This window comes from Arcicella sp. LKC2W, from assembly GCF_034931005.1.
Classification (GTDB): Bacteria; Bacteroidota; Bacteroidia; order Cytophagales; family Spirosomataceae; genus Arcicella.
Genome location: NZ_JAYGIN010000004.1, coordinates 331,431 through 355,585 on the forward strand (window position 1 = coordinate 331,431; position 24,155 = coordinate 355,585).

Annotated in this window: 17 protein-coding genes; 9 read left to right on the top strand and 8 right to left on the bottom strand. The window is 35.6% G+C overall.

The window, feature by feature from the left end; genetic code table 11:
• Positions 1-175: 175 nt before the first annotated feature.
• Positions 176-2,086, bottom strand: coding sequence for a phosphoglycerate dehydrogenase (gene serA / locus VB796_RS05015; RefSeq protein ID WP_323345417.1), 1,911 nt, complete (start codon positions 2,084-2,086; stop codon positions 176-178).
• A gap of 72 nt (positions 2,087-2,158) precedes the next feature.
• Positions 2,159-3,127 carry a YheT family hydrolase gene (locus VB796_RS05020; RefSeq protein ID WP_323345418.1) on the bottom strand — a complete coding sequence of 323 codons (969 nt, stop codon included), beginning with the start codon at positions 3,125-3,127 and terminating at the stop codon, positions 2,159-2,161.
• Between the two features lie 276 nt (positions 3,128-3,403).
• Here VB796_RS05020 and VB796_RS05025 point away from each other — a divergent pair, with 276 nt between their 5' ends.
• On the top strand, positions 3,404-4,555 hold the full coding sequence (locus VB796_RS05025; protein ID WP_323345419.1) for a tetratricopeptide repeat protein: 1,152 nt from the start codon (positions 3,404-3,406) through the stop codon (positions 4,553-4,555).
• 70 nt (positions 4,556-4,625) lie between these two features.
• Here VB796_RS05025 and VB796_RS05030 read toward each other — a convergent pair whose 3' ends face one another.
• Both VB796_RS05030 and VB796_RS05035 read right to left on the bottom strand, forming a co-directional pair.
• Positions 4,626-5,978, bottom strand: a complete 1,353-nt coding sequence (locus VB796_RS05030) for a M28 family metallopeptidase (RefSeq protein WP_323345420.1) — start codon at positions 5,976-5,978, stop codon at positions 4,626-4,628.
• Between the two features lie 408 nt (positions 5,979-6,386).
• A complete protein-coding gene (locus tag VB796_RS05035; protein WP_323345421.1) occupies positions 6,387-6,899 on the bottom strand; it encodes an RNA polymerase sigma factor in 513 nt (170 codons plus the stop codon).
• 351 nt (positions 6,900-7,250) lie between these two features.
• Here VB796_RS05035 and VB796_RS05040 point away from each other — a divergent pair, with 351 nt between their 5' ends.
• The 8 genes from VB796_RS05040 to VB796_RS05075 all read left to right on the top strand — a co-directional run bounded on the left by VB796_RS05040 (position 7,251) and on the right by VB796_RS05075 (position 18,214).
• Positions 7,251-9,575, top strand: coding sequence for a TonB-dependent receptor (locus tag VB796_RS05040; protein ID WP_323345422.1), 2,325 nt, complete (start codon positions 7,251-7,253; stop codon positions 9,573-9,575).
• Between the two features lie 62 nt (positions 9,576-9,637).
• Positions 9,638-10,273 carry an OmpW family outer membrane protein gene (locus tag VB796_RS05045; RefSeq protein ID WP_323345423.1) on the top strand — a complete coding sequence of 212 codons (636 nt, stop codon included), beginning with the start codon at positions 9,638-9,640 and terminating at the stop codon, positions 10,271-10,273.
• A 317-nt stretch (positions 10,274-10,590) separates the two neighbouring features.
• Positions 10,591-13,425 (top strand): TonB-dependent receptor, encoded by a 2,835-nt coding sequence (locus VB796_RS05050; protein WP_323345424.1) that lies wholly within the window; start codon positions 10,591-10,593, stop codon positions 13,423-13,425.
• A 136-nt stretch (positions 13,426-13,561) separates the two neighbouring features.
• Positions 13,562-15,301 (top strand): Ig-like domain repeat protein, encoded by a 1,740-nt coding sequence (locus VB796_RS05055; RefSeq protein ID WP_323345425.1) that lies wholly within the window; start codon positions 13,562-13,564, stop codon positions 15,299-15,301.
• 94 nt (positions 15,302-15,395) lie between these two features.
• Complete coding sequence (locus tag VB796_RS05060) at positions 15,396-15,944, top strand: hypothetical protein (protein ID WP_323345426.1); 549 nt, start codon at positions 15,396-15,398, stop codon at positions 15,942-15,944.
• 238 nt (positions 15,945-16,182) lie between these two features.
• The gene (locus VB796_RS05065; RefSeq protein WP_323345427.1) at positions 16,183-16,758 is read left to right on the top strand and encodes a DNA-3-methyladenine glycosylase I; all 576 of its coding nucleotides are present in this window, start codon (positions 16,183-16,185) and stop codon (positions 16,756-16,758) included.
• A gap of 86 nt (positions 16,759-16,844) precedes the next feature.
• Positions 16,845-17,585: a polyprenol monophosphomannose synthase gene (locus tag VB796_RS05070; protein ID WP_323345428.1), complete on the top strand. Its 741-nt coding sequence runs from the start codon at positions 16,845-16,847 to the stop codon at positions 17,583-17,585.
• Positions 17,586-17,671: 86 nt separating this feature from the next.
• Positions 17,672-18,214: a CopD family protein gene (locus tag VB796_RS05075; protein WP_323345429.1), complete on the top strand. Its 543-nt coding sequence runs from the start codon at positions 17,672-17,674 to the stop codon at positions 18,212-18,214.
• Between the two features lie 282 nt (positions 18,215-18,496).
• Here VB796_RS05075 and dxs read toward each other — a convergent pair whose 3' ends face one another.
• From dxs to cysS, 4 genes are all read right to left on the bottom strand, one after another.
• The gene (gene dxs / locus VB796_RS05080; protein ID WP_323345430.1) at positions 18,497-20,458 is read right to left on the bottom strand and encodes a 1-deoxy-D-xylulose-5-phosphate synthase; all 1,962 of its coding nucleotides are present in this window, start codon (positions 20,456-20,458) and stop codon (positions 18,497-18,499) included.
• Positions 20,459-20,647: 189 nt separating this feature from the next.
• Positions 20,648-21,559, bottom strand: coding sequence for a rhomboid family intramembrane serine protease (locus tag VB796_RS05085; protein ID WP_323345431.1), 912 nt, complete (start codon positions 21,557-21,559; stop codon positions 20,648-20,650).
• A gap of 125 nt (positions 21,560-21,684) precedes the next feature.
• A complete protein-coding gene (locus VB796_RS05090; protein WP_323345432.1) occupies positions 21,685-22,476 on the bottom strand; it encodes a rhomboid family intramembrane serine protease in 792 nt (263 codons plus the stop codon).
• An 85-nt stretch (positions 22,477-22,561) separates the two neighbouring features.
• Complete coding sequence (gene cysS, locus VB796_RS05095; protein ID WP_323345433.1) at positions 22,562-24,052, bottom strand: cysteine--tRNA ligase; 1,491 nt, start codon at positions 24,050-24,052, stop codon at positions 22,562-22,564.
• Positions 24,053-24,155: the final 103 nt, after the last annotated feature.

Genomic DNA, 24,155 nt, shown 5'->3' on the forward strand with positions numbered 1-24,155 from the left:
CTGTACCGCTATAAAGCAAAAAGCCCCAATCCGTGAAGAAAGGGGCTTTTTTGTTATTTTAGCTACTCGTTAAAAATCAATTTAGGTTTGATTATGTTGTAATAACAAGATTAATAATGTCTGCCAACATTAATCCGAACCTTCGGTCGAGTTAACAATTAAACCCCAGACCTGCTTAATACAATAATCTAAACTTAATTGTATTGTCAATTCCTTTCAATTCTGCTACAATTTCATCGGCATATTCTTTTGAAATATCAGTGATAACGTAGCCGATTTCGTTGGTCGTTTTCAAATATTGCCCTTTGATGTTTACATTATATTTGGCAAAAATGTTGTTGATTTTTGCTAAAATACCTGGTACATTTTGGTGAATATGTAACAAACGGTGAGCATCTTCCAATGGTGGTAATTGCAATTCTGGGAAGTTTACCGAACCATAAGTGCTACCATTATTCATAAATTGCAATAATTTACTCGGTACAAATTCACCAATATTTGCCTGTGCTTCTTCCGTTGAACCGCCAATGTGTGGTGTCAAAATTACTCTTGGCAAACCCCGTAATTCGTTGATAAATTCTTCGTCATTCGTTTTTGGTTCATAAGGAAATACGTCAACTGCAGCTCCCCAAACTTTTCCAGATTTTAAAGCATTTACCAAAGCAGGAATTTCAACAACGTGTCCACGAGAAAGATTGACAAAAATTACATTATCTTTCATTTGGGCAAATTCACGTTCACCAATAATATTTGCATTTGATTTACGTCCGTCCACATGAAGTGAAATGAAATCAGAAATGCTCAACAATTCTTCTAAAGTTTTACATTTCTTCGCATTTCCTAAGGCTAATTTATCGACTGCATCGTAAAAATAAACCTGCATACCCATAGCTTCAGCAATAACAGAAATTTGAGTACCGATACTTCCGTATCCAACCAAACCTAACTTTTTACCTCTGATTTCGTAAGAATTTTTAGCAGATTTATCCCAAATCCCTTCGTGCATTTTGTTCGACTTAGTCATGATGTCACGGGTCAAAATAATCATTTCTCCGATTGCCATTTCTACTACCGAACGAGTATTTGAGTATGGAGCATTGAAAACTGCAATACCTCTACGCTCGCATTCATCTAAATTAATTTGGTTTGTTCCGATACAAAAAGCCCCAACCGCCATCAAACGACTTGCATTTGGATGTTCTAAAACTCGCTTCGTTAAGTTTGTTTTTGAACGTAAACCCAAAATTGAAACGCCTTTGATTTTTTCAATTAATTCATCTTCATCCAAAGCCCCTTTCAATAATTCTACCTGAAATCCTTCAACCTTAAATGCTTCAACTGCTTTTGGGTGAACGTTTTCTAATAATAAAACTTTGATTTTTGATTTTGGGTAAGACTGTGAACGACTCAAACCATTGATGTATAAAAATTCATCAAATGAGTGTACAATTTCGTCTGCTTTGTCGGTAACTTTCTGACGTTCAACGTTTTCTGTAAAAGCAAAGAATTTGTTTGCTAAGCCAGCTTCACGCATTTCGTAGTCAGTATAACCATCACCAATGGCATAAATATCACCTTCAAGGTCTAAATCACGTAATAATTTTACCTTGCCTTTATCTTGCGACAATAAATTACTTTCGTCATAACCCGTGATATTTCCTTCTTCGTCGTAAGTGAAAGTATTAGCGAAAACATTTTCTTCTAAAATGCCCATTGAAGCTGCCACAGGAACAATAAAATCCTTAAAACCCGATGAAACGATATAAACGTGTTTCGCATTTTCACGGATAAAATCTTCGTTACGAGCGAAAGAATCGGAGATTTTTCCCATCAAAAACTCAATCAACTCTGTTACGTGCGAGCTATTGGCAGGCAAAAGAGCAACTCTTTCTTTCAAGGATTCGGCAAATCCGATTTCGCCAGCCATACCTCTATCCGTAATAGCTTTAATCTGACCTACAATTTTGTCTTGGTCTTTATGACCTTTCAAGGCAATGGCTGCCAATTCGTCAAGTCCTTCAACTTTAGTAAAAGTTGAGTCAAAATCAATAACGAAGTTAATTTCTTGTGCTGTGTTGGTTAACATTTATTTTTTAATCTTGTTTTTCTTATTTGTAAATTTCAGGTTTTGAGAAACCTTCTGTCTGTATTGATTCTCTCAATTCACTACCCACTCCAAAGCCCGCTTCTCCGACCATAAAACTCCTTGATAATCAGCTTGATAAAAGCCACAATGCCCTCCCATTTTGGGGGCTTGAAAGTGTACTTTTTCTAAATGTTTTATTTTCTCAAAAGGAAAACATTCTTTTGAGAGAAAAGGGTCATTTTGGGCATTGATGATTAGGGCCTGGATAGCGATTTTATCCAAAAAGTACAGCGAACTATTACGCTCGTAGTAATCTTCGGCGTTTTTGAATCCATGTAGTTGTGAAGTGTAACAATCATCGAAATCTTTTAATGTTTTAATTTTCGAGATGTTTGAAGTGTTTAGTTGAAACTCAGGATAACGTTGAGATTTCTCCTGTATTTTTTTTATCAAGGACTTGTTGAATCGTTTGGTATAAAGCCAACCGATTGTCTTACTGCTACTTGAAAGGTGCAAAGGTACTGAAAAAGTTACCGCTTTTTGGACTTCAGTGTAAAGATTTTGCCCTTTTTCGCCTAAAAACTTGAGTGTCAAATTTCCTCCAAGACTAAATCCTACCAAAAATATTTTTTGATAACCTTTTGAAATAGCGTGTTTTATCACAAAATCTAAGTCGTCTGTTGCTCCACTATGATAAAAACGTTTGGTTTGATTGAGTTCTCCTGAGCAACTTCTAAAATTCCAAGCTAAACAATCAAAACGATGTTCGTTAAATTGTTTAACCATACCCGTAATGTATTGCCGACTTGAATCTCCTTCAAGACCATGAGAAAGTATAACGAGTGGGGGGGGGAATGAGTGATTGAGTGAATCTGCTTTGGAGAAATCTAAATCTAAAAAATCATCATCATGGGTGCTAATTCTTTCACGCACATAATTGACTCCTTCAACTTTACGAAAAACAGATGGATAAATCGTTTGTGAGTGACCTTCTGGTAACCAAAAAGGTGCTTGATAGTCAGCGTGTTGTATGACTGGCATTTGTTTCAGAATTAGACAATGAAGTTACAGCGAATCCTTTAAATGTTCAATATTTATTGAGAAAATCAATGTTTTTTCATGGAATAGTTAAAAAAAACGTTTTGTAAGATGAATATTAATATTTTCACCTAATATTTTAGTTTTAAATCCTTAATGTCGAAGTTGCCTAAACAGCTTCATCTATTCAATTATGAAAACTCTTCACATAATTATCATCAGTATGTTTTGTTCATTTTCGGTAAAAGTATTTGCACAAAATTTTCTTTTAATGATTTAATGCAGAAAGGAGAATACGCACAAGCATTATCACAATTAGAAAAACTTAATATTGGCGATAGTACGCAAGCAGAAATTTTACAGAAACAGGCTTTGTGCAACTTCAAATTGGGGCGATTATCACAAGCTAAAAAATTGTATTATTCTGCTTTAGAGAAGAATGGGGATTCTCCAGAGATTCTATTGCAAATTGCGATAGTTACCGAAAAAGATTACAACTTATCAGAGGCTTTAAAAACTTTTCAAAAACTTAATAAACTTGATTCAACGAATACATTTTATTTGAAGGAATTAGCTCGAATTAATACCCGCATGGAGCGTGCTAAATTGGGTATGTCTTATCTCAAAAAAGCCATAGAAATTGATGATAAGGATATTGAAAGTATTGTTAGTTTAGCCAATTTGTACTTGAATGATGCTAAAGATGAATTAGCTGAACCTTTGATTAAAAAAGGCTTTGAATTAGATAGCTCTTCCATTAAAATGAGACATTTGAGAAGTAGATTATTGTACAGAAAATCAGACTTTTATGGTGTCAGAAGTGATTTGTTGTTCACCATGACATTAGGTGATTCAACCAGTTTTTATCAAAGATTATTAGGAACAGCCTATTACCAAATGGATAGTATTCCGCAAGCAATTGCCGTTTTTAAAAGACTTTTGAAAGTTGGTGAAGATACAGAAAATGTAAGAGTAGGTTTGGCTTTTGCTCAGTTGAAATCCACTGAAAATAATACGGATGTTTTACGAGAATCTACGGATAATTTCTATCTTGCAATCGATTTAGGAAAGTCTGACCGATTGACTGATTATGAATTGGGTTTGGCTGATGTTGCAGACAAATTAGGACAAACAGAAACTGCAATTCATCGTTTTCAAAATTTGATAAATTTCCGCCCAAAAGCTACTTTTAGATTAGCTGAAATATATGAAAAAAAGAAGAATGATAAGGAAATGTCTTTAATCTTTTATCAGGAATATCTTAGAGTTTGCGGGACAATGAAAAAGCCTACTGCCGACTGTAATTTTATGGAATTGGCAAATCGTAGAATGACAAATTTGAAAACTAATAAATCCATGGAAATTCCTAAAATTGTAGTTGCGAAGGATTCGGTAGAAATGGTTGTAGATACGGTTCGGAATGATGATTAAGATATAAAAAATGCTTGACGATTTCATATCGCCAAGCATTTTTTATATTATCATAGGAAATATTCCCGTCTTACATTCCAACTTTTGGTAAAACTGGTAAACTTTCGTTTCCGTCTTCGCTAACTGCTTGAACTGCAAAGAAATAATGGTCTTTTGAGTAGGGGAGGACAATCCCGTTTTTGGTAGTGAAAATCTTCTTTTGCCAAAATGGTTGGTAAGTTTCACGCATCAATACATAATAGCCTTTTACTTTTCCTGTTTTGGGTGCTTGCCAAAATAAAGTAGTTGAGTTTGTTAAACTTTTGGTGTCAATCGTTAAGTTTTGAACCGTTGCGGGGGCTTTTGCCAAATTTGAAAGTGTTGCTAAATTCATTGCCGTATTTTTGCGGAGATATTCAAAATCCATTGCCTCTGGAACATCACCGAATTTGATGCCTTTTTCAGTTCGTAAATCTTGGTGCTGATGTTCGTAGTTTTCGTTCATTTCCGTGATTCTAACCGCTGGGAAGCCTTTCTGTACGAATGGCGTATGGTCGCCCCCACGCAAGAAACGGTCATTTCTGTAAACCATAACTACTTCTAAATTATCAACATAACGTTCACCAACTTCTTTTGCATAACGTGCCAAAGTACGTGCTTTTCCATCATTTTCTTGTCCAAAATTACGGATACTGACTGCCTTTTTATCTAAGTCAAAAAATGGCAAACCTTCACTGAAAATTCTAACTCTGGTATTGTCAATAATATTGGTTTCGTTAGAATTGTTTGAACCCATGATGTCATTATTTAAAATTCCTTCAATGTTCCATTTTTCTTCAAATGCTTGACTGGCAAAATGGTCAGCTCCTAAAAGCCCTTGTTCCTCACCGCTAACAACCAAGAAAATTACCGTTGCAGGAAATTTTGCTTTTGCCATAACTCTCGCCAATTCAATCACGGCTGCCGTTCCTGAGCCGTCATCATTTGCCCCTGGAGCATCAGCGGTGCGGTTCATAACGTTTGAAACACGGCTGTCAATATGTCCAGAAACCAAGAAAATACGGTCGTCATTAGGGTCTGTACCTTTTAAGGTTGCGATGACGTTGCCCATTTCTATATCTGTATCTATTCTTTTTCCATCTGGTTTAAGTGTCCAAGAGTCAATTTTTGCGGTCATTCTTCCTTCCGACTGTTTGGCAAATTCTTGAAAACGACTTAAAACCCAATTTCGTGCTGCCCCGATTCCTCTTTTGGGGTCAGTCGTTGTGCTTAAAGTGCTACGAGTTCCAAAACTGACTAATTTTAAAATGTGGGATTTAAGACTATCATTATTTACTTCCATAACCATATTTTCAATTATGGGGTCACGTTGAATGACTTTTTGGGAAAATGCGGAAGTTAAAAATGTTGTTGAAATGAGGAGTGTTATAAACTGTTTTTTCATGAAATTATTAGTTGTTTTTTGGTTTGATGATGAATTAATAAAAATACGATATGTAAGTTTATAAAACAAAAAAGCCAAGCATTGCCTGGCTTTTTGTAACCTTCTTCTGTTAACCAAAAAACTAATCAATTAATTTCTAACGGAATTATCTACTATTTGTCGCAAGACAAAATTAGACCACGGATAGAACAGATAAAACAGATTTACACTGATTTTTCTTTAAATTTATCCGTGTAAATCTGTTGAATCAGTACAATCTGTGGTCTAATTTTATTCTGCGACAAATTGTAGATAGTTCCGATTTTTAATAAGTATTCGTTAAAACCAGTTAATGTATGATTGTATTGCAATGTGCTGATTAATACTAAGTTGTCATGCCAACACGAAGTGTTGGTCGCCTTTATGTAGCTAATTTGAATAGGCATACATATACAACTTATCTTTCAATTCCTTTCTTGCAATATGAATTCTGTTCTTCACAGTTCCGATTGGAATATCTAATTTATCAGCAATTTCATGGTATTTGAAACCTCTAAAATACATCATAAATGGCGTTTTGTAGGCTTCATCCAAGAGTCCAACAGCTTTATTGATGTCGTTCATCGCAAAAGTGCTAATTGCCATATTGTCTGTACTGCTTTCTACTGAGTTGATAAAATGTAAATTATCAGAAGTATCAATGAAAGTGTTTTTTCTCACCATTTTTTGATAATTGGTGATGAAAGTATTTTTCATGATTGTGTATAACCATGCTTTCAAATTAGTCCCTTCTGTATATTTATCTCGGTTTGTAAATGCTTTGAGTAAAGTATCTTGCAACAAATCATTTGCTTCTTCATAGTCTCTTGTGAGCTTCATCGCAAACGGTTTTAATGATTTAGAAACCTTACCTATGTGATATGTGAATTCTAATGCTGTCATTGTAGTAGTCTTGTTGGTGATTTGTTTAACAAATATAATATATTGTTAAACAAAAAAGCAAATTTTAAAAGCAAATTTCTATGAAATTTAATATTGAAATTATTTATTTATAGATATTTAGAAGTAAAATTAGCCATATAGACGTTTTTTGGCACTTTTGCGATTAAATTTAACTTTGTTTATAAATTTATAATTTTTGTTAAACAATATGAATGTTTAGCCTCATTTAAGATTCTTGTATGTTTGGGTAAACATATCTTTCAAAAAACTTTGATTTGCAATATTGTTGCATTAGTTGGTTTTTCTTATGAAAATCTGCGTAAATTGCACGCTAAAACTTCATCCGAATTCGTGAAAAAAACTATCATCATAATTACGTTATTTTTTAGTGCTTGGTTGTCAACATTCGCACAAAGAACTTCATGTACTTGTTCGCTTAAAGGAGTTGTGCATGAAAAAGATATTCATCAAGCGGTTGCTGGGGCAGTTATTTATATTAAAGGCACAAATATTTCAACTTTTGCTGATGGTAATGGAAGATATGGTTTCAAAAATTTGTGTCAGGGGCAATATACTTTGATTTGTCAAGCAGTTGGTTTTCAGAAGGTTGAGTTGATTGTGAATTTAACTCAAGAACACAATGAGGATTTTTCATTGGAAGATAGAGACGAACATTTGCAGGAAGTGGTAGTGGCTGGGAAAAAGATTGAAACGATTACCCAAACCAGAACTACGCTCGACGGACAGGCACTTGAGCAAACTCGTGGACAGAGTTTGGGTGAATCTCTCAAAGCCATCACAGGCGTTACTTCTTTACAAACAGGAAGCTCCATTTCAAAACCTATTATTCATGGAATGCACTCCAATCGGGTTTTGATTTTGAATAACGGAATCAGACAAGAAGGTCAGCAATGGGGGAGTGAACACGCTCCCGAAATAGACCCATTTGTGGCTAAAAAACTAACCGTTGTAAAAGGTGCCGCTGGAGTGAGATATGGTTCAGATGCTATTGCGGGCGTAATTATGGTTGAACCAGACCCATTGCCAGATTCTGCACATATTCACGGAGAAATTAATGCCGTTGGTTTGTCAAATGGGAGAGTGGGTGTTTTTTCGGGAATTATTGAAGGTGGACTTCCTAAAATACAAGGTTTAGCTTGGCGTTTGCAAGGAACATATAAACGTGGTGGAGATATTAAAACTGCCGATTATTATATGCTGAATACAGGTGTTCAAGAACGCAATTTTTCGGTTGCGATTGGGTACAAGAAGCAACATTTTGGAACGGAGTTATTCTTTAGTTATTTCGATACGCAATTGGGTATTTTCACGGGTTCGCACATTGGGAACTTGACTGATTTGCAAAATGCTATTCAGAATACAAAACCCAATGAAATTTATACGCCTGCCGAGTCAAGTTATGATATTAATCGCCCGAATCAGGATTTAGCCCATAATTTATTCAAAATCAAGAGTTTTGCCATTACCGAAAATCTTGGTAAATGGACACTTACGCTGAGTCGTCAGTACGACTGGCGTTTGGAATACGATGCTCCTCGTGGAAATCGAACCTTAAATACACTCAATTTTAAACTCACCACTTATACAGGAGAATTATTGTTAGACCATAAACCCATTTTTAAAAATATCAGCGGTTCAATTGGTTTAAGTGGTTTATATCAGGAAAATCTATCATCTGCTTATGAACTCCGTAAACCCTTGATAAATACCGTTTTGATTCCTAATTATCAAGTAGTCAGCGGTGGAGTTTTCTTGATTGAGCGTTATCTCAGACAAAAATGGGAGTTTGAAACGGGACTTCGTTATGATTTTAGAAATGCACAGGCTTTTGGTTTAAGTCCTTCGGGAGTGTATTTTGATAATTCTTTTAATTTTGGCAATTTTTCTGCGACCTTGGGGGCAAATTATACTGTAAATGACGCATTGAGTTTTAAATTTAATGTAGCCAATGCGTGGCGTTCTCCAAATATGAATGAGTTATTTTCAGATGGTGTGCATCACGGAGCGGCGGCTTATGAAAAAGGAAATATTAATCTAAAGCCAGAAGTTGCTCATAATTTTTCGTTGACGAGTAATTTTGAAAAAGAGAAAATTGCCATTGAATTAACGGCTTATTTGAATTATATCAATGATTTTATTTATCTAAGACCACGTATCGAAAATGGTATTCCACAAACAGTTTTGACGGTACGTGGGGCTTTCCCAGCCTTTGATTATACCCAAGTTGATGCCCGTTTTGCAGGACTTGATTTGTCTGTTAATTATTTGATAACGAATCGTTTATCTATCAATGAAAAGTATTCAATAGTTCGGGCAAAAGATATTTTGAATGATGTTTTTATGGTCAATATTCCCGCTGACCGTTTAGAAAGCACTGTAAAATATTCGTTCAAGAAATACGATTCATTTGTAAGTATTGGTAATCAATTGGTGGCACAACAAGCTCGTGTGGAAGACAAAAGTGATTTTGCTTCACCGCCACCTGCATACAGTATTTGGCGAATAGATGCTGGCATGAAAATTCAAAAAATTAGCTTAGGCTTAAGTGTTAGTAATGCTTTCAATTTAGCATATCGAGAATATTTGAACCGTTTTAGATATTTTACGAATGAAATGGGTAGAAATGTGACGCTGAGATTGAAGTATGTATTTTAAAAAGTCTTTCAGTAAAATTTACTAATTTAGCTTTTCGTTAATATAAATCAATATCCAAAAATATGTCTTTGAGATTCTATTCAGTTTTAATATCTATTATTTTATTAAACGCTTCACGAGTGTTTTCTCAGCAGACAACCGTTGGACATTTTACTTTGGGACTCCAAAGTGGGGTTTTGATGCCCTTAGGGGCGAATAAAGGCGTTGCTTCTGAGCAAATGGGAATTAGCAATGCGTTGACCTTTAAGTATTTTCCGAGCGACTATTTTGCGATGGGAATGACCATTGGTATGATGAATAATCATTTTATGGCACAGACGAAAGCCAATAATGTATCTATAACGCAAGTTCCGCTAACTTTTGATTTTGAATGGTATCCGACGGATTGGGTTGTGAAGCCTTATGTGGGAATGGGAGCAGGATTGACCTTTTTCTCGGTAAAACCCATAGGTGGATTAATCAATACGTTAAAAGAAATACCTGATACTTATACAACGCCAGGGTATTTATTGACAGGAAAAGCAGGATTGTCATATCAACTGAGCGACCGTTTTAGTCTTACAGGTGAAGGAAAATATTTTATGATTGCCGAACCCGGTGAAGCATTTCTTTGGCAACAAAATGACGGAACAGTATATCGTCAATTCTCCAATAAAGCCACTTTCACTTTAGGAATTCATTATCATTTTGATGAATAGGGTTTTATTTTTAGGTATGAGGTATTTTTTAGGTATGAATTATGAGGTATTATAAGGCAGACATACTACATAACCCATAACTACTTACGACCCCATACCTACGACCTCATACCTCATACCTAAAAAATACCTACGACCTACGACCTCATACCTAAAAAATACCTCATACCTACGACCTCATAATTCATACCTAAAAAACCTCCAAACTCCCCTTCTTAACATTACGGTAACATAAGCATAACCTAAGCATAATGAACCCGTAACATTGGGGTTAAATAGCCACTCTAATTTTGTAGCATCAAAAAACCAATATGATGATGCAAAAGTTACTGAGTACAATTTTAGTTTTAATCGCTTCTATTTCATTCGCTTTCGCCCAAGAGGGTACAATCAGAGGAACAATCAAAGACGCTAAATCAAAAGAAGATTTAGTAGGAGCAACAGTCTTCCTTGAAGGACATAATAAAGGTGGTGCTGCCGATATTAACGGATTCTTCTCTTTAAGTCGCTTACCAGTAGGCACTTACAAATTAAAAATCTCATTCGTAGGATATAAATCTAAATTTATTGAAAATGTAAAAGTCCTTGCAGACCAAGTTACAGAAATCAATACATCGCTTGACGAAGAAGGTTCGACACTTAATGAAGTTAAAGTTGTTGGTCAGAAATTGACAAATACAGAGGTTTCGGTAATTTCAGAAATTAAAGCAGCTCAACAAATTGTAAGTGGTATTTCTGCGGCTCAAATCGGTAAAACACTTGACCGTAACGCTGCTGAGGTAGTAAAGCGTGTTCCTGGTGTAACCATTTTTGGAGAACGTTTTATCAACATTCGTGGTCTTAATGAGCGTTATAATACAGTTTTATTAAACAACGCTTTTGCTCCAAGTATGGAAGCAGACGTTCGTTCATTCTCATTTGACGTTATTCCGTCAGCACAAATCGACCGTATTTTAGTATTCAAATCTCCTGCTGCTGAATTGCCAGGTGAATTTGCGGGTGGTGTGGTAAAAATCTTCACAAAAAGTATTCCTGATAATAATTATTTTACAATTGACATCAGCGGAGGTTCTCGTGAAGGAACAACAGGTAAAGAAATGTTGCAACCACAAAGAGGTAAAAATTACTTGTTAGGTTTTAACAACGGTTTTGCTGATTTACCAAAATATTTCCCTACAACGGCTGGTTTGAAACAAATTGCTACTTCAAATCCAGTTGCATTGACTCAGGCAGGACAATTATTGCGTAATACTTGGACTCCAACTTCAACAACTGCTCTTCCTGACTTACGTATGACACTGACAGGTGCATATAAATTCATTGATAACGATGGCATTAAATTAGCAAACGTAACAGCGGTAAATTATAGCAATACCAATTCAATCTTTGAAATGTTGAGAAGTGACTTCGGATATACCGCAGCAACAAGCAACGAGATTTCAATTAATGAGGATACAAAGTTTAGAGATTTACAATATAACAATGCCATTCGTTTGGGTGTGCTTCATAACTGGGCATTGAAAATTAACGACAAACATACATTTGAATTCAAAAACCTTTTCAACCAAATGAGCAATGCTCAGTATGTAAACAGAAATGGTTTTGAAAATGGTGGAACTTGGAATATCCGTTCTTTAGACCAAGTTTTTAGAGGAATTTATACAGGTCAAGTATTAGGTCGTCATAAATTAAACGATGATAAAACATTAGTTGATTGGGTAGTTGCTTATAACAAAACGTACCGTGACCAACCTGATTATAAACGTTTTAGATATTCAACAGATAATGGTTCAGAACCAAGTTTGTTAGTGCCATTTGGAGCAGCTCAAACGGTAAACTTAGGTAGAACAAATATCTTACTTGATGAAAAAGCATTGATGGGAGGTTTCAACGTAGTTCAGAAATTGACCGTTGTGAAAGGTGCAACGAAAGAAAGTAGTAAAGAATTAGAATTGAAATTTGGTGGATTCTACGAAAATAAAGACCGTTCTTTTAATGCTCGTAACTTAGGTTTTGTTCGTGCTAATGGAACATTGTTTGACGTTGGAAGTTTACCAATCGACCAAATCTTTGCTCAACAAAATATCAATTTAACTAACGGTGTGAAAATTGACGAGCAAACAAATGCTTCTGACTCATACTCGGCAAGTAATAACCAAATTGCTTTTTACGCATCAGGAAACTATTCTTTCACGAAAAAATTGAATTTGATTGCAGGCTTACGTGTAGAGAAAAACGTTCAGAAATTGAATAGTTACGACATCAGTAAAAATGCTCCAGTAAACTTCAATCGTGATATCACGAATGTTTTACCTTCGGCAAACTTAACTTACAATTTCTCTGAAAAATCATTGTTACGTTTTGCTTACGGAAAAACCGTTAACCGTCCTGAATTCCGTGAAATTGCTCCATTCTCTTTCTATGATTTTGTAAATAACCGTGTAATCACTGGTAATTCAAATCTTGAAAATGCACAAGTTGACAATGCCGATTTCCGTTACGAATTCTATCCAACACCTTCTGAAATTATCTCGGTTGCAGCTTTCTATAAATATTTCAAGACACCAATCGAAGTTGTTTTTGACGGTGTGAATAATAACAACATCAGTTTTAGTAACGCAGAAAGTGCTTTCAGTACAGGTATCGAATTAGAGGTTAGAAAATCATTGGATAAATTGACTGACTCTAAATTCTTGAATAAAATCAATTTGGTTTTCAACGGAGCATTTATTTATAGCCGAGTGAAATTTAGTGCCAATACGATTAACCAATCAGATAATCGTCCATTACAAGGACAGTCGCCGTACATCATCAATGCAGGTATTAATTACAACGATAACAAAAACAATACACAAATTAGCTTATTGTTCAACGTAATCGGAAAGCGTATTTATGCAGTAGGAAACTCATTTGCAGCAGGTTATCCAGACTGGTACGAAATGCCACGTAATGTGTTAGACTTGACTTTCTCGAAAGAAGTTTACAAAAACTTAATCGTGAAAGGTGGTATTACAGATATTCTTAATAACAAAAACTTAATTCTTCAAGACGGAAACAGAGATGGTAGTTTCAATAGCGATTCAGACCAAACAATCCAGTCTTATTCTCCAGGTAGAGTTTATTCTTTGGGCGTAGTTTATACAATTCGCTAATTGAAAATTTGATAAGCATTAAAAGAGCAGTAAGAAAGAATAAGCCGTTCCACAAAATCATAAAGAAAACAGTCAGTATAAATAAAATAAACATTATTTCAATTTAATATATTATAAACTATTCATTTCGAAACTCATGAAATCTATCAAAATTATTGCTCTGTTACTTTCGGTAATAACAATGTTTCAGGCTTGTAAAGACGATACTCCTGCTGTTGTGCCAATTCCAACAATTACGACAAGCGGAACTTTATCGGGAATTCCAGGAGCAACCGTTCAAATCAAAGCATCAATTAATGCTCCAGGTGGCGTAAAAGCAATTACAGTTTTGAAAAATGGTTCTGCTTTTGATTCTCAAACTGGAACTGGACAAACAACACTTGACTATACTAAAGATTACGTTATTGAGTCACTTGCAGCTAACTCGGTAGTTAATTTTACCATTCAAGTAACTGATAACAATAACCAAGTTTCTTCTTTAACTACTATTCCAGTAACAGTTTCTGCAATTCCTGCTCCAACAGTAGTTACAGTTTCAGGTAATTTAGAAGGTAATATTACTTGGACGGCTGATAAAATCTATAAATTGAGCGGTTTTGTTCGTTTGGGTCAAGAAGCAGTATTTGGTACTGTTACTAAAACGGCAACATTGACAATCCAACCTGGTACAGTTATCATTGGTGAACGTGCTACAAAAGGTACTTTAGTTGTTCAAAGAGGTAGTAAATTAATTGCAGAAGGTACAGCAGCGAAACCAATCGTGTTTACATCTGAGCGTGCAGCAGGTGAGCGTGAACCAGGTGACTGGGGTGGAATTGTAATTTGTGGTAAAGCAATCAACAACTTACCAGATGCTCAAGCAAACCGTGAATTAGAAGGTGCTTATGGTGCATTCCACGGAGGTACAGATAATACTGATAACTCTGGTTCTTTAAAATATGTTCGTGTTGAATTTGCAGGTATTCCAATTAACCCTAACCAAGAAGTAAACTCATTCACTTTTGGTTCAGTAGGTGCTGGTACAACGTTAGAATATTTACAAGCTACTTTTGGATTAGATGATTCATTTGAATGGTTTGGTGGAAATGTAAATGCTAAATATTTGGTAGCTTACAAAGGTTTAGATGATGATTTTGACATTGATAATGGTTTCTCTGGAAATGTTCAATACGGAATTGGTATTCGTGGTGCTACACAAGCAGATATTTCTGGTTCAAACGGATTTGAGGTTGATAATGATGCTGCTGGTTCTTCAAATGCTCCATTCACTTCTGCAACGTTTGCCAATATGTCTATCATTGGACCAAAAGGAAGTTTGATAACCATTAGTTCTCAATTCCAAAATGGAGCTCAATTACGTCGTAACAACAAATTGAAAATCTATAATACAGTTATTACAGGTTATCCAAACGGTGTTTATATTGATAGCCAAAGAGGAGATGCAAAAGGTAATGCTGCCAAAGGAGATATTACGCTTCAAAACGTTATCGTTGCAGGTTTAGACAAATGGGGAACAAATGGTTTTGGTCAAGGAGATGCTAACCTTCCACGTGGATTTGGTGTAGTAGATAACGAACAATCTACGGCTGCTCCAGCAATCTTGATTGGTACTCAAAAGCCTTCTGAATGGTTTGTTGCTCAAACAGGAAACAAATTATTGGCTAATACTTCAACGCTTGGTTTAAACTCATCTTTATGGTCAACTGGTCGTCCTACATTTGTTTTAGGAACTGGCTCTACTTTATTAGGTGTAAATCTACCAACAACTTTACCTGCTTTCTTCACGAAAACGACTTTTGCAGGTGCATTTAATGATACAGACTGGACACTTGGTTGGACGGAGTTTAATCCACAAACAATTGTTTACGTAAAATAAATAAGGTTTTAGGTTTAGATATTAGGTTTTAGTATTCGAGAATTTTCAAACTAAAACCTAATATCTAAAACCTATACTCTCAGAAATTACCAATATGAAAACGATACTTTTAGGCTTACTGATTACCTTAACGCTCATTTCCTGTCAATCTAATAATAACGACTTTGATAATTATTTTTCTAAAAGTCAACAAGATAGCCTCTTAACCAATATTGTTACTTACCTCTATTTACCTGCTCCAGAAGCAACCAATAAAACAAAGTTTCAGCCTCAATTTAGAGGTTTTTACGCCAAAAATATTCCTAATTTTAAAGTACAAAAGTATTACCAAGCAGAAAATGGTTGGCATTACTTTTTCCTGATTCGCCCAGTAGGTTCAAGCTCAGCTTTTAAAAGAGGCGTTCTCGGGAAATTCAAATTAACGCCCAATTCATTAATGCCAATAGCATTTGAAGAAGTTGCCAATACACCACATTTAGCGGAGGAAGTAGCAAAAGAACGTGGTAATTATTTATTCCAAGAATTGATAAAAAACGGGAATTTAAACCAGCAAATTCCTATGAAACAATATATAGAATGGCCAGATGAACATTTGGCTTATGATAAAAAGACAAATCAGTGGATAACTATAAAACCGTATTAAAGATTTCCTCTCTGCTACGGTAGGGAGAAAGTCCAAACGGATTTTCATATTGGTGTAATAAAGCAAAAGCCGAGATTTATAGTCTCGGCTTTTCTGTTTCTTTAACTTTTCACAGCAATAAATAATATCTTGAGTGTGTAGTCTTGAAAGAAATTAAACTTTCAAGTTTTCGAAATACTTTGATAGCATACTTGATAAATGCCACTTAAATTTGTAAATAGTTAAACAACACTCTAATATGACTATCGAAAAAGAAACTATAACCCGTTGTCAATGGGCTGGAAATGATGCACTTTACATAAAATATCATGATGAAGAATGGGGCGTTCCACTTTATGATGATGATAAGTTATTTGAATTTTTAATCCTTGAAGGTTTTCAGGCAGGATTGAGTTGGATAACCATTTTACGGAAAAGAGAGAACTTTAGAAAAGCATTTGATAATTTCGATGCCTTAAAAATTGTTAAATATGATGCTCAAAAAGTAGAAGAACTCATGCAGGATGCAGGTATCATCAGGAATCGTTTGAAAATAGAAGGAACAATCATCAACGCTCGTTTATTTCTTGAAATACAACAAGAATATGGCAGTTTTAGAGAATATATTTGGCAGTTTGTAGGAGGTCAACCCATTGTAAATCAGGCGAATAGTTTAGGTAGTGTGCCTGCAAGAACCGATATTTCAGATGCCATGAGTAAAACTCTCAAGAAACGAGGATTCAAGTTTATTGGTACTACAATTTGCTACGCCTTTATGCAGGCAACAGGTATGGTCAATGACCACATTATAAATTGTATCTGTTATAACCGATAATCTATCCCATAAAATTGACTTAGCTTTTGTAACTTTGCATATAAGAACGGTTCGAATCACCAATCTTCAAAATAAAACTAAAATAAATGAATTCACGTATCGTCATCATTCCTACTTATAACGAAATAGAAAACATTGAAGCCATTATACGTAAAGTGATGAGCCTTGAACCTGCTTTCGATTTATTGATTGTAGATGATGGTTCTCCAGATGGAACTGGAAAAAAAGTTAAAGAATTACAAACCGAATTTGGGACAAATCGTTTGCACTTACAGGAACGTAAAGGTAAATTAGGTTTAGGTACAGCTTATATTCATGGTTTTAAATATGCTTTAGGACTGAACTATGAGTATATTTTTGAAATGGATGCCGACTTTTCGCATAATCCAGATGATTTGGTAAGATTGTATAATGCTTGTGCCAATGACGGTGCAGACATGGCGATTGGTTCAAGATACATCAATGGTGTCAATGTGGTAAACTGGCCAATGAGCCGTGTATTAATGTCATATTTTGCAGGATATTATGTAAGATTTATTACTGGTATTCCTGTAATGGATGTTACGGCAGGCTTTAAATGTTATACCGCTAAGGTTTTGAAAACCATTAATTTAGATTCTATAAAATTTGTTGGTTATGCGTTTCAAGTAGAAATGAAATTTACCACATGGAAATACGGTTTCAAAATTGTTGAAGTGCCAATTATTTTCACAGACCGTACAAAAGGACAATCTAAAATGTCTGCCAATATATTCCGTGAAGCAATTTTAGGAGTTATTCAAATGAAAATCAATAGCTTCTTTAAAAAATATAAGAGAAGTTTATGAGTTTAGCGTTTATGAGTAAAAAAAGGAATATTCTTTATTCAGTTAAGACTCATAAACTCATGAATTCATAAATTTACAAACTCAAAATGACTTACGAACACATTAAAGCCATTCATATTATCTTCGTAACCAGTTGGTTTGCAGGACTTTTTTATTTGCCACGCCTTTTTGTGTATCATACTGAAGCTAATGATAAACCAGATTTGGAGCGTTCTATTATTCAAGAACAATTCAAAAAAATGGAAAAAATTCTGTTCAATGCCATCATGGTTCCTGCCATGTGGTTGACGGTTATTTCTGGGATTACAATGGTTTATTGGACTTGGTGGGATTCTTTCTCAGCTCATGGTTGGTTACATATCAAATTGAGCTTTGTGGTTGGACTAATCATTTATCATTTTTATTGTAGAAAACTGATTGCCGAATTACGCCAAGATAAATTTAGGTTTACTGGTTTTCAGTTAAGACTGTTTAACGAAATAGCTACTATTTTCCTTTTCGCCATTGTATTTTTAGTAGTTCTCAAAAATTCAGTGGATTGGATTTGGGGTATTTTAGGCTTAGTTCTTTTCGCCGTAATCATTATGTCAGCGGTAAGAATTGTGAAGAAAATTCGGGAGAAGAAGTAAGCTGAAATCGTAAACTAAAATTAGACCACAGATTGTACTGATTCAACGGATTTACACGGAAATTTAAAGAAAAATCAAAACTCCGTTATGGGTAAATTGTAGATGGTTTTGAAATCATTAACGGTACGATAAAGAGTTTGTCTCAACACAAACGATAGACCACTGATTGAACGGATTATACTGATTTTCGCTGATTTTTCTTTATCTGCTGTGTAAATCAGTATAATCCGTTTCATCAGTGGTCTAAATTTGTCTGCGACAAATAGTTTATAGTTCTGATTATTAATTCAAAACCAATTTCACATCTTCTGCTTTTTGTTGAATTTTCTTTGTTCCTAAAATAGCTCTAACGGCTTCTGCAATTCCTTCAGGGTCGAAACCACATTCACGATGAAGTTCAATTTGTTCGCCGTGTTCAACAACTCGGTCAGGAATACCTAAACGTTTGATTTGAGCCGAGTAATCATGGTCTAACATAAACTCTGCTACCGCCGAACCAAATCCACCTTGAATACAACCATCTTCTACCGTGATTACTTTATCATAATTTTGGAAAATTTCGTGTAACATCGCTTCGTCTAAAGGCTTTACAAAACGCATATCGTAATGTGCTGGATTGATACCTTCTTTTTCAAGGATTTTACAAGTTTCAACGGCATAATTTCCAATATGTCCGAGTGTCAAAATCGCTACATTCTCCCCGTCTTTTATCTTTCTACCTTTACCAATTTCCATTTTCTCAAATGGTGTTTTCCAATCAGGCATAACACCTTCTCCACGTGGATAACGAATTGAAATACAACTTTTTAAGTCCTTAAAATTGTCTTGCGAAACGGTAAACATAATATCTCGTAATTCCTTTTCATTCATCGGAGAAAACACAATCATGTTCGGAATACAACGCATATACGCAACGTCATACGCTCCATGATGGGTTGGTCCATCTGCACCTGCAAAACCCGCACGGTCAAGACAGAAAATAACAGGTAATTCTTGTATTGCTACATCATGAACCACTTGGTCAAAAGCTCGTTGCATGAACGTTGAATAAATATTACAGAAAACGGTCAGACCTTGCGTTGCCATTCCTGCTGAGAAAGTTACAGCGTGTTGTTCGGCAATACCTACATCAAAAGCACGGTCGGGCATGGCTTTCATCATCAAATTCAATGAACTCCCTGAAGGCATAGCGGGCGTAACACCCATGATTTTGGCATTTTGCTCTGCTAATTCAACAATAGTATGCCCGAAAACGTCCTGATATTTAGGAGGTTGTGGCGTAGAATAAACTTTTTTCTTGATTTCTCCTGTGATTTTATCAAATTTCCCTGGAGCGTGCCAAAGTGTCTGGTCTTTTTCGGCAAGGGCATAACCTTTGCCTTTGGTGGTAATGCAATGAAGAATTTTAGGGCCTGGAATGTCTTTCAAATCATTCAAAACCGTTACCATATATTCCACGTCATGCCCGTCGATTGGACCAAAATAACGAAGATTTAATGATTCAAATAAGTTGCTTTGATTGAGTAAAGTTGCTTTCAGTCCATTTTCTATTTTGGAAACAATATCTTGGGCAGATTTACCAAATTTGGACATTTTGCCTAATAAATTCCAAACTTCATCTTTTACACGATTGTAGGTATGAGAAGTGGTAATATCGGTCAAATATTCTTTTAAAGCCCCAACATTAGGGTCAATCGCCATGCAGTTGTCATTCAAAATAATAATCATGTTGTTAGGAATATCTCCCGCATGATTCATCGCTTCAAATGCCATTCCTGCTGTCATTGAGCCATCACCGATAATTGCTACGTGCTGACGGTCTTTTTCACCTTTATACTGAGAAGCCACCGACATTCCCAAAGCCGCTGAAATCGAAGTTGAAGAGTGCCCTACACCAAAAGCATCGTATTTACTTTCCTTTCGTTTTGGAAAACCCGAAATGCCTCCATAAAGACGATTGGTATGAAAATTGTCTCGTCTCCCTGTCAAGATTTTATGTCCGTAAGCTTGATGACCAACATCCCAAACTAATTGGTCATTTGGGGTATTGAAAACGTAATGAAGTGCCACCGATAGCTCAACCACGCCCAATGAAGCACCAAAGTGTCCTCCAAAAACAGACACATCATCAATAATATATTGACGAAGTTCATCACAAATTTGGATTAATTCCGAGCGGTCTCTATTTCTTAAATCCTCTGGGGAGTTAATTTGAGCCAATATTTTGCCAGGGGTGATTTGCATGGGTTTCAATTATCGAAAAGTGTAAAGATATAACTACAAATATTTTAAAATGTTTGGAAGCAATATCTATCTGGAAAGATTCTAACAACTTCTGAACAAATTTACGGAAATTTTTTGAGGTTCTTACAACGCAAAACGGTCAAGCGTTTTAGGCTTGACCGTTTTGCGTTGTAAGTATCAATTTTAATGTTATTTCTGCGAAGCTTTAAATAACTTTTGTTTTTCTTCTTTGGTCAAACTTTCATAACCTGAGCGAGAAATTTTATCTAAAATCTCATCAACCTCATCATCGTCTGGATAACCTCCGCCAACGCCCGCAGGGGTACTACTATAAGTGGATTCTTTTTGACGATAAGCCACTTTAATCGTTGGTTTTTCAGTACGCTTAAAGATATTTTGGAAAAAATCAAAAGTGGCATCCAGTGGGGTTCCCCAATCTCTGCCCACTTGCAATTGTTTTACATACAAATAACCTAATAACGCTCCTCCTAAATGGACAATTCCTCCGCCTGCATTTGTACCAATTGCTCCTGCCAATGAAATCAAGAAAAAGAAAAACGCAATGTATTTAATCCGAACAGGACCAATCAAGAATAAAAAGAAGGTATAATCAGGCATTAAGGTTGCGGCTGCAAAAACAATCGCCATAACGCTTCCAGATGCTCCGATGATGGTTGTACTAAGGGCTACTTGATAATACGGAATAAAATTGAAGGCAGCTAAGGCTAAGATTCCACCAAATAATGCTCCAAGAATGTATAAATTAATTAATCTACGGCTTCCTAAAAACTCCTGAATAATTGCCCCAAACCAATATAGCATCAACATATTGGGCAAAAGGTGAGCAATTGGATTTACCGAGTGAAAGAATGCGTAAGTAAGTATTGTCCAAGGGCGAAAAAGGAACGTTCCCATCGCTGGCGTGAGGCTGAAATATGAAAGTACATTTTCAAAAACATCGGATTTTTTGAAAAACACCGTTAATGTTATCAAGCACAATAACATGACCACATACACCGCCACATTCAGCCAAATTAACTGAATTAAACCGTTGTTACGCTTGGCGAAAGCGTCTTTGAAGTCATCTAAAATCCCACTCATATTTTTAGTTGTGATTTGTGAATTACGATTGGTGGTTTTCTAAACAAATTTATAAAATAAATTATCACCATTTATTTTGATAACATTTTGATTAATAAAAAGTTACCAAATTTGTAAATATAATTTTAATAAAAATTGTTTCGCTTTGTTCCCCAAATTTTAATGAGAATAAAAGCAAAAATCATGCCTCCAATATGGGCAAAATGGGCAACGTTATCGCCAGGCATTTTATGTAAGCCAGCATAGATTTCGTAAAGCCCATAGAAAGTTACAAAATATTTAGCTTTAATCGGAATTGGAATGGGGAAAAGCATTAATTCTGTATTGGGAAATAAAATGGCAAAACCTGCCATTACGCCAAAAACTGCTCCTGATGCCCCAATCATTGGGGTATTCAAAACACTTTTTAAACTTTCTTCAATAACAAATACGGATTCTTTCAATGAAACGTTGCCTGTATTTTCTAATAATCCGTAAACATTGGATGGAATTCCCTCCGAATAAAACTTTTGTATGAGACTTTCAAACTGTTTAAAATCTGGATTTTGAATATATGCTTCTGAAGCTGCTTGTAAAGCACTAATGTCGTAATATTTTAACCCCATATATAGCAATCCTGCCCCAATACCTGTTCCGAGATAAAAAGCTAAAAAACGCTTCTCTCCCCAAAACATTTCTAAGATTGGGCCTAAAAAAAATAGCCCCAACATATTTCCGAAAATATGCCCAATGCCCGAATGGACAAACATATACGTTACCAATTGAATTGGATTGAATTGTTCCGAAGAAAAATAGTGCAAACCAAACAGCGAAACAATCATTCTATCATATTGTGGATTAATAGATTGAACGATGAATACAATAACATTTATGGCAATTATCGCCCTAATAATAGGCGTGATAGTGGGTGTTCTCATTTTTTAGGGGTTGGGGGTTGGGGTTTAGGATTTAGGGAGGTGCATTGTAACTAACCCCTAAACCCCAAAACCTAACACCTTTTATCTATTCCTCATACGCCCAATCAATACGAGTTTTCATGTCTTTGATTACTAAACCATTGGCTTTGAAATATCCTCTGATTTCATCCACTTTATCGTATTGTTTGGCTTCTTTATGTTCTTTATATAACGATAACATTCCTTTGGCAAAAGCCTCAACGGAAGTATTTTGTTCCTCAACAATTCCTAAAACACCTTCAATGATTAAGACAAATTTTTCCTTCAAAAGGTTGAAAGTAGCTTCACCAATTTGAGCAGTTTGTACTTGACCCATGTATAATTGGTTGATTTTTTTCACGAGATTAAACAAACCTGCAATGGTTATTGCGGTGTTCAAATCATCATTTAAGCCATCATAACATCCTTGAATACCTTTTTCAATTTCGGCAATTTGTTTTTCATCAATAACGATAGAATCATCGGCAACGTATTCTAAGTTTTTTATAATTCTTAATCCGTTAATCAAACGTTTGTAACCTTTCTGTGCCGCTTTCAAAGCATCATTTGAGAAATCAAGCGTACTTCTGTATTGCGACTGCAACATGAAGAAACGAACCGTCATTGGGCTATATGCCTGCTCTAACAACGGATGAGTACCCGCAAAAAGTTCGGCTGGAAGGAATGAATTTCCGAGCGATTTCGACATTTTTTGTCCGTTTACCGTCAGCATATTTGAGTGCATCCAATAACGTACAGGTTCACGGTCGTTTGCCCCTTTGGCTTGAGCAATTTCACATTCGTGGTGTGGGAATTTCAAGTCCATTCCTCCTCCGTGAATATCAAAACTGTCGCCTAAGTATTTGGTACTCATGCAAGTACATTCTAAGTGCCAACCTGGGAAGCCTTCGCCCCAAGGTGAATTCCAACGCATAATGTGTTCGGGAGCGGCTTTTTTCCAAAGAGCAAAGTCAAGTGGACTACGTTTTTCGCCAACACCGTCTAAATCACGGGTTTCGGTTAATAAATCGTCCAAAATTCTTCCCGAAAGTTTACCATATTCACCACCTTGTTCGTTGTATTTTGCAATGTCAAAATAAACAGAACCGTTGGATTCATAAGCTAAACCTTTATTAATGAGCGTTTGAGTTGTTTCGATTTGCTCAACAATATGTCCAGTTGCTGAAGGCTCAATGCTTGGAGGAAGAAAATTAAATTGTTCTAAAACCTTATGAAAATCGTTGGTGTAACGTTGTACAATTTCCATCGGTTCGAGTTGCTCTAACTTCGCCATTTTCCCGATTTTGTCTTCGCCTTCGTCTCCATCGCCCACCAAGTGACCTACATCGGTAATATTACGAACATAACGCACTTTGTAACCAAGATGAGACAAATAACGATACAACACATCGAAAGTCATGAAAGTACGGACGTTTCCTAAATGGACATAGTTATAAACAGTTGGTCCACAAACGTAAATACCCACGTGCGGGGCGTTTAGAGGAGTAAACAATTCTTTTTCTCGGCTGAGGGTATTGTATATTTTTAACGGTTGCATTCGGCTGTTGTTAATTTTTAATATTCTACAAAACTAATAAAAGTATAACGGAATGAGATATTTTTCGTTCCAAAATGCGAGTTTATGAAAAAAGGTTTGATGA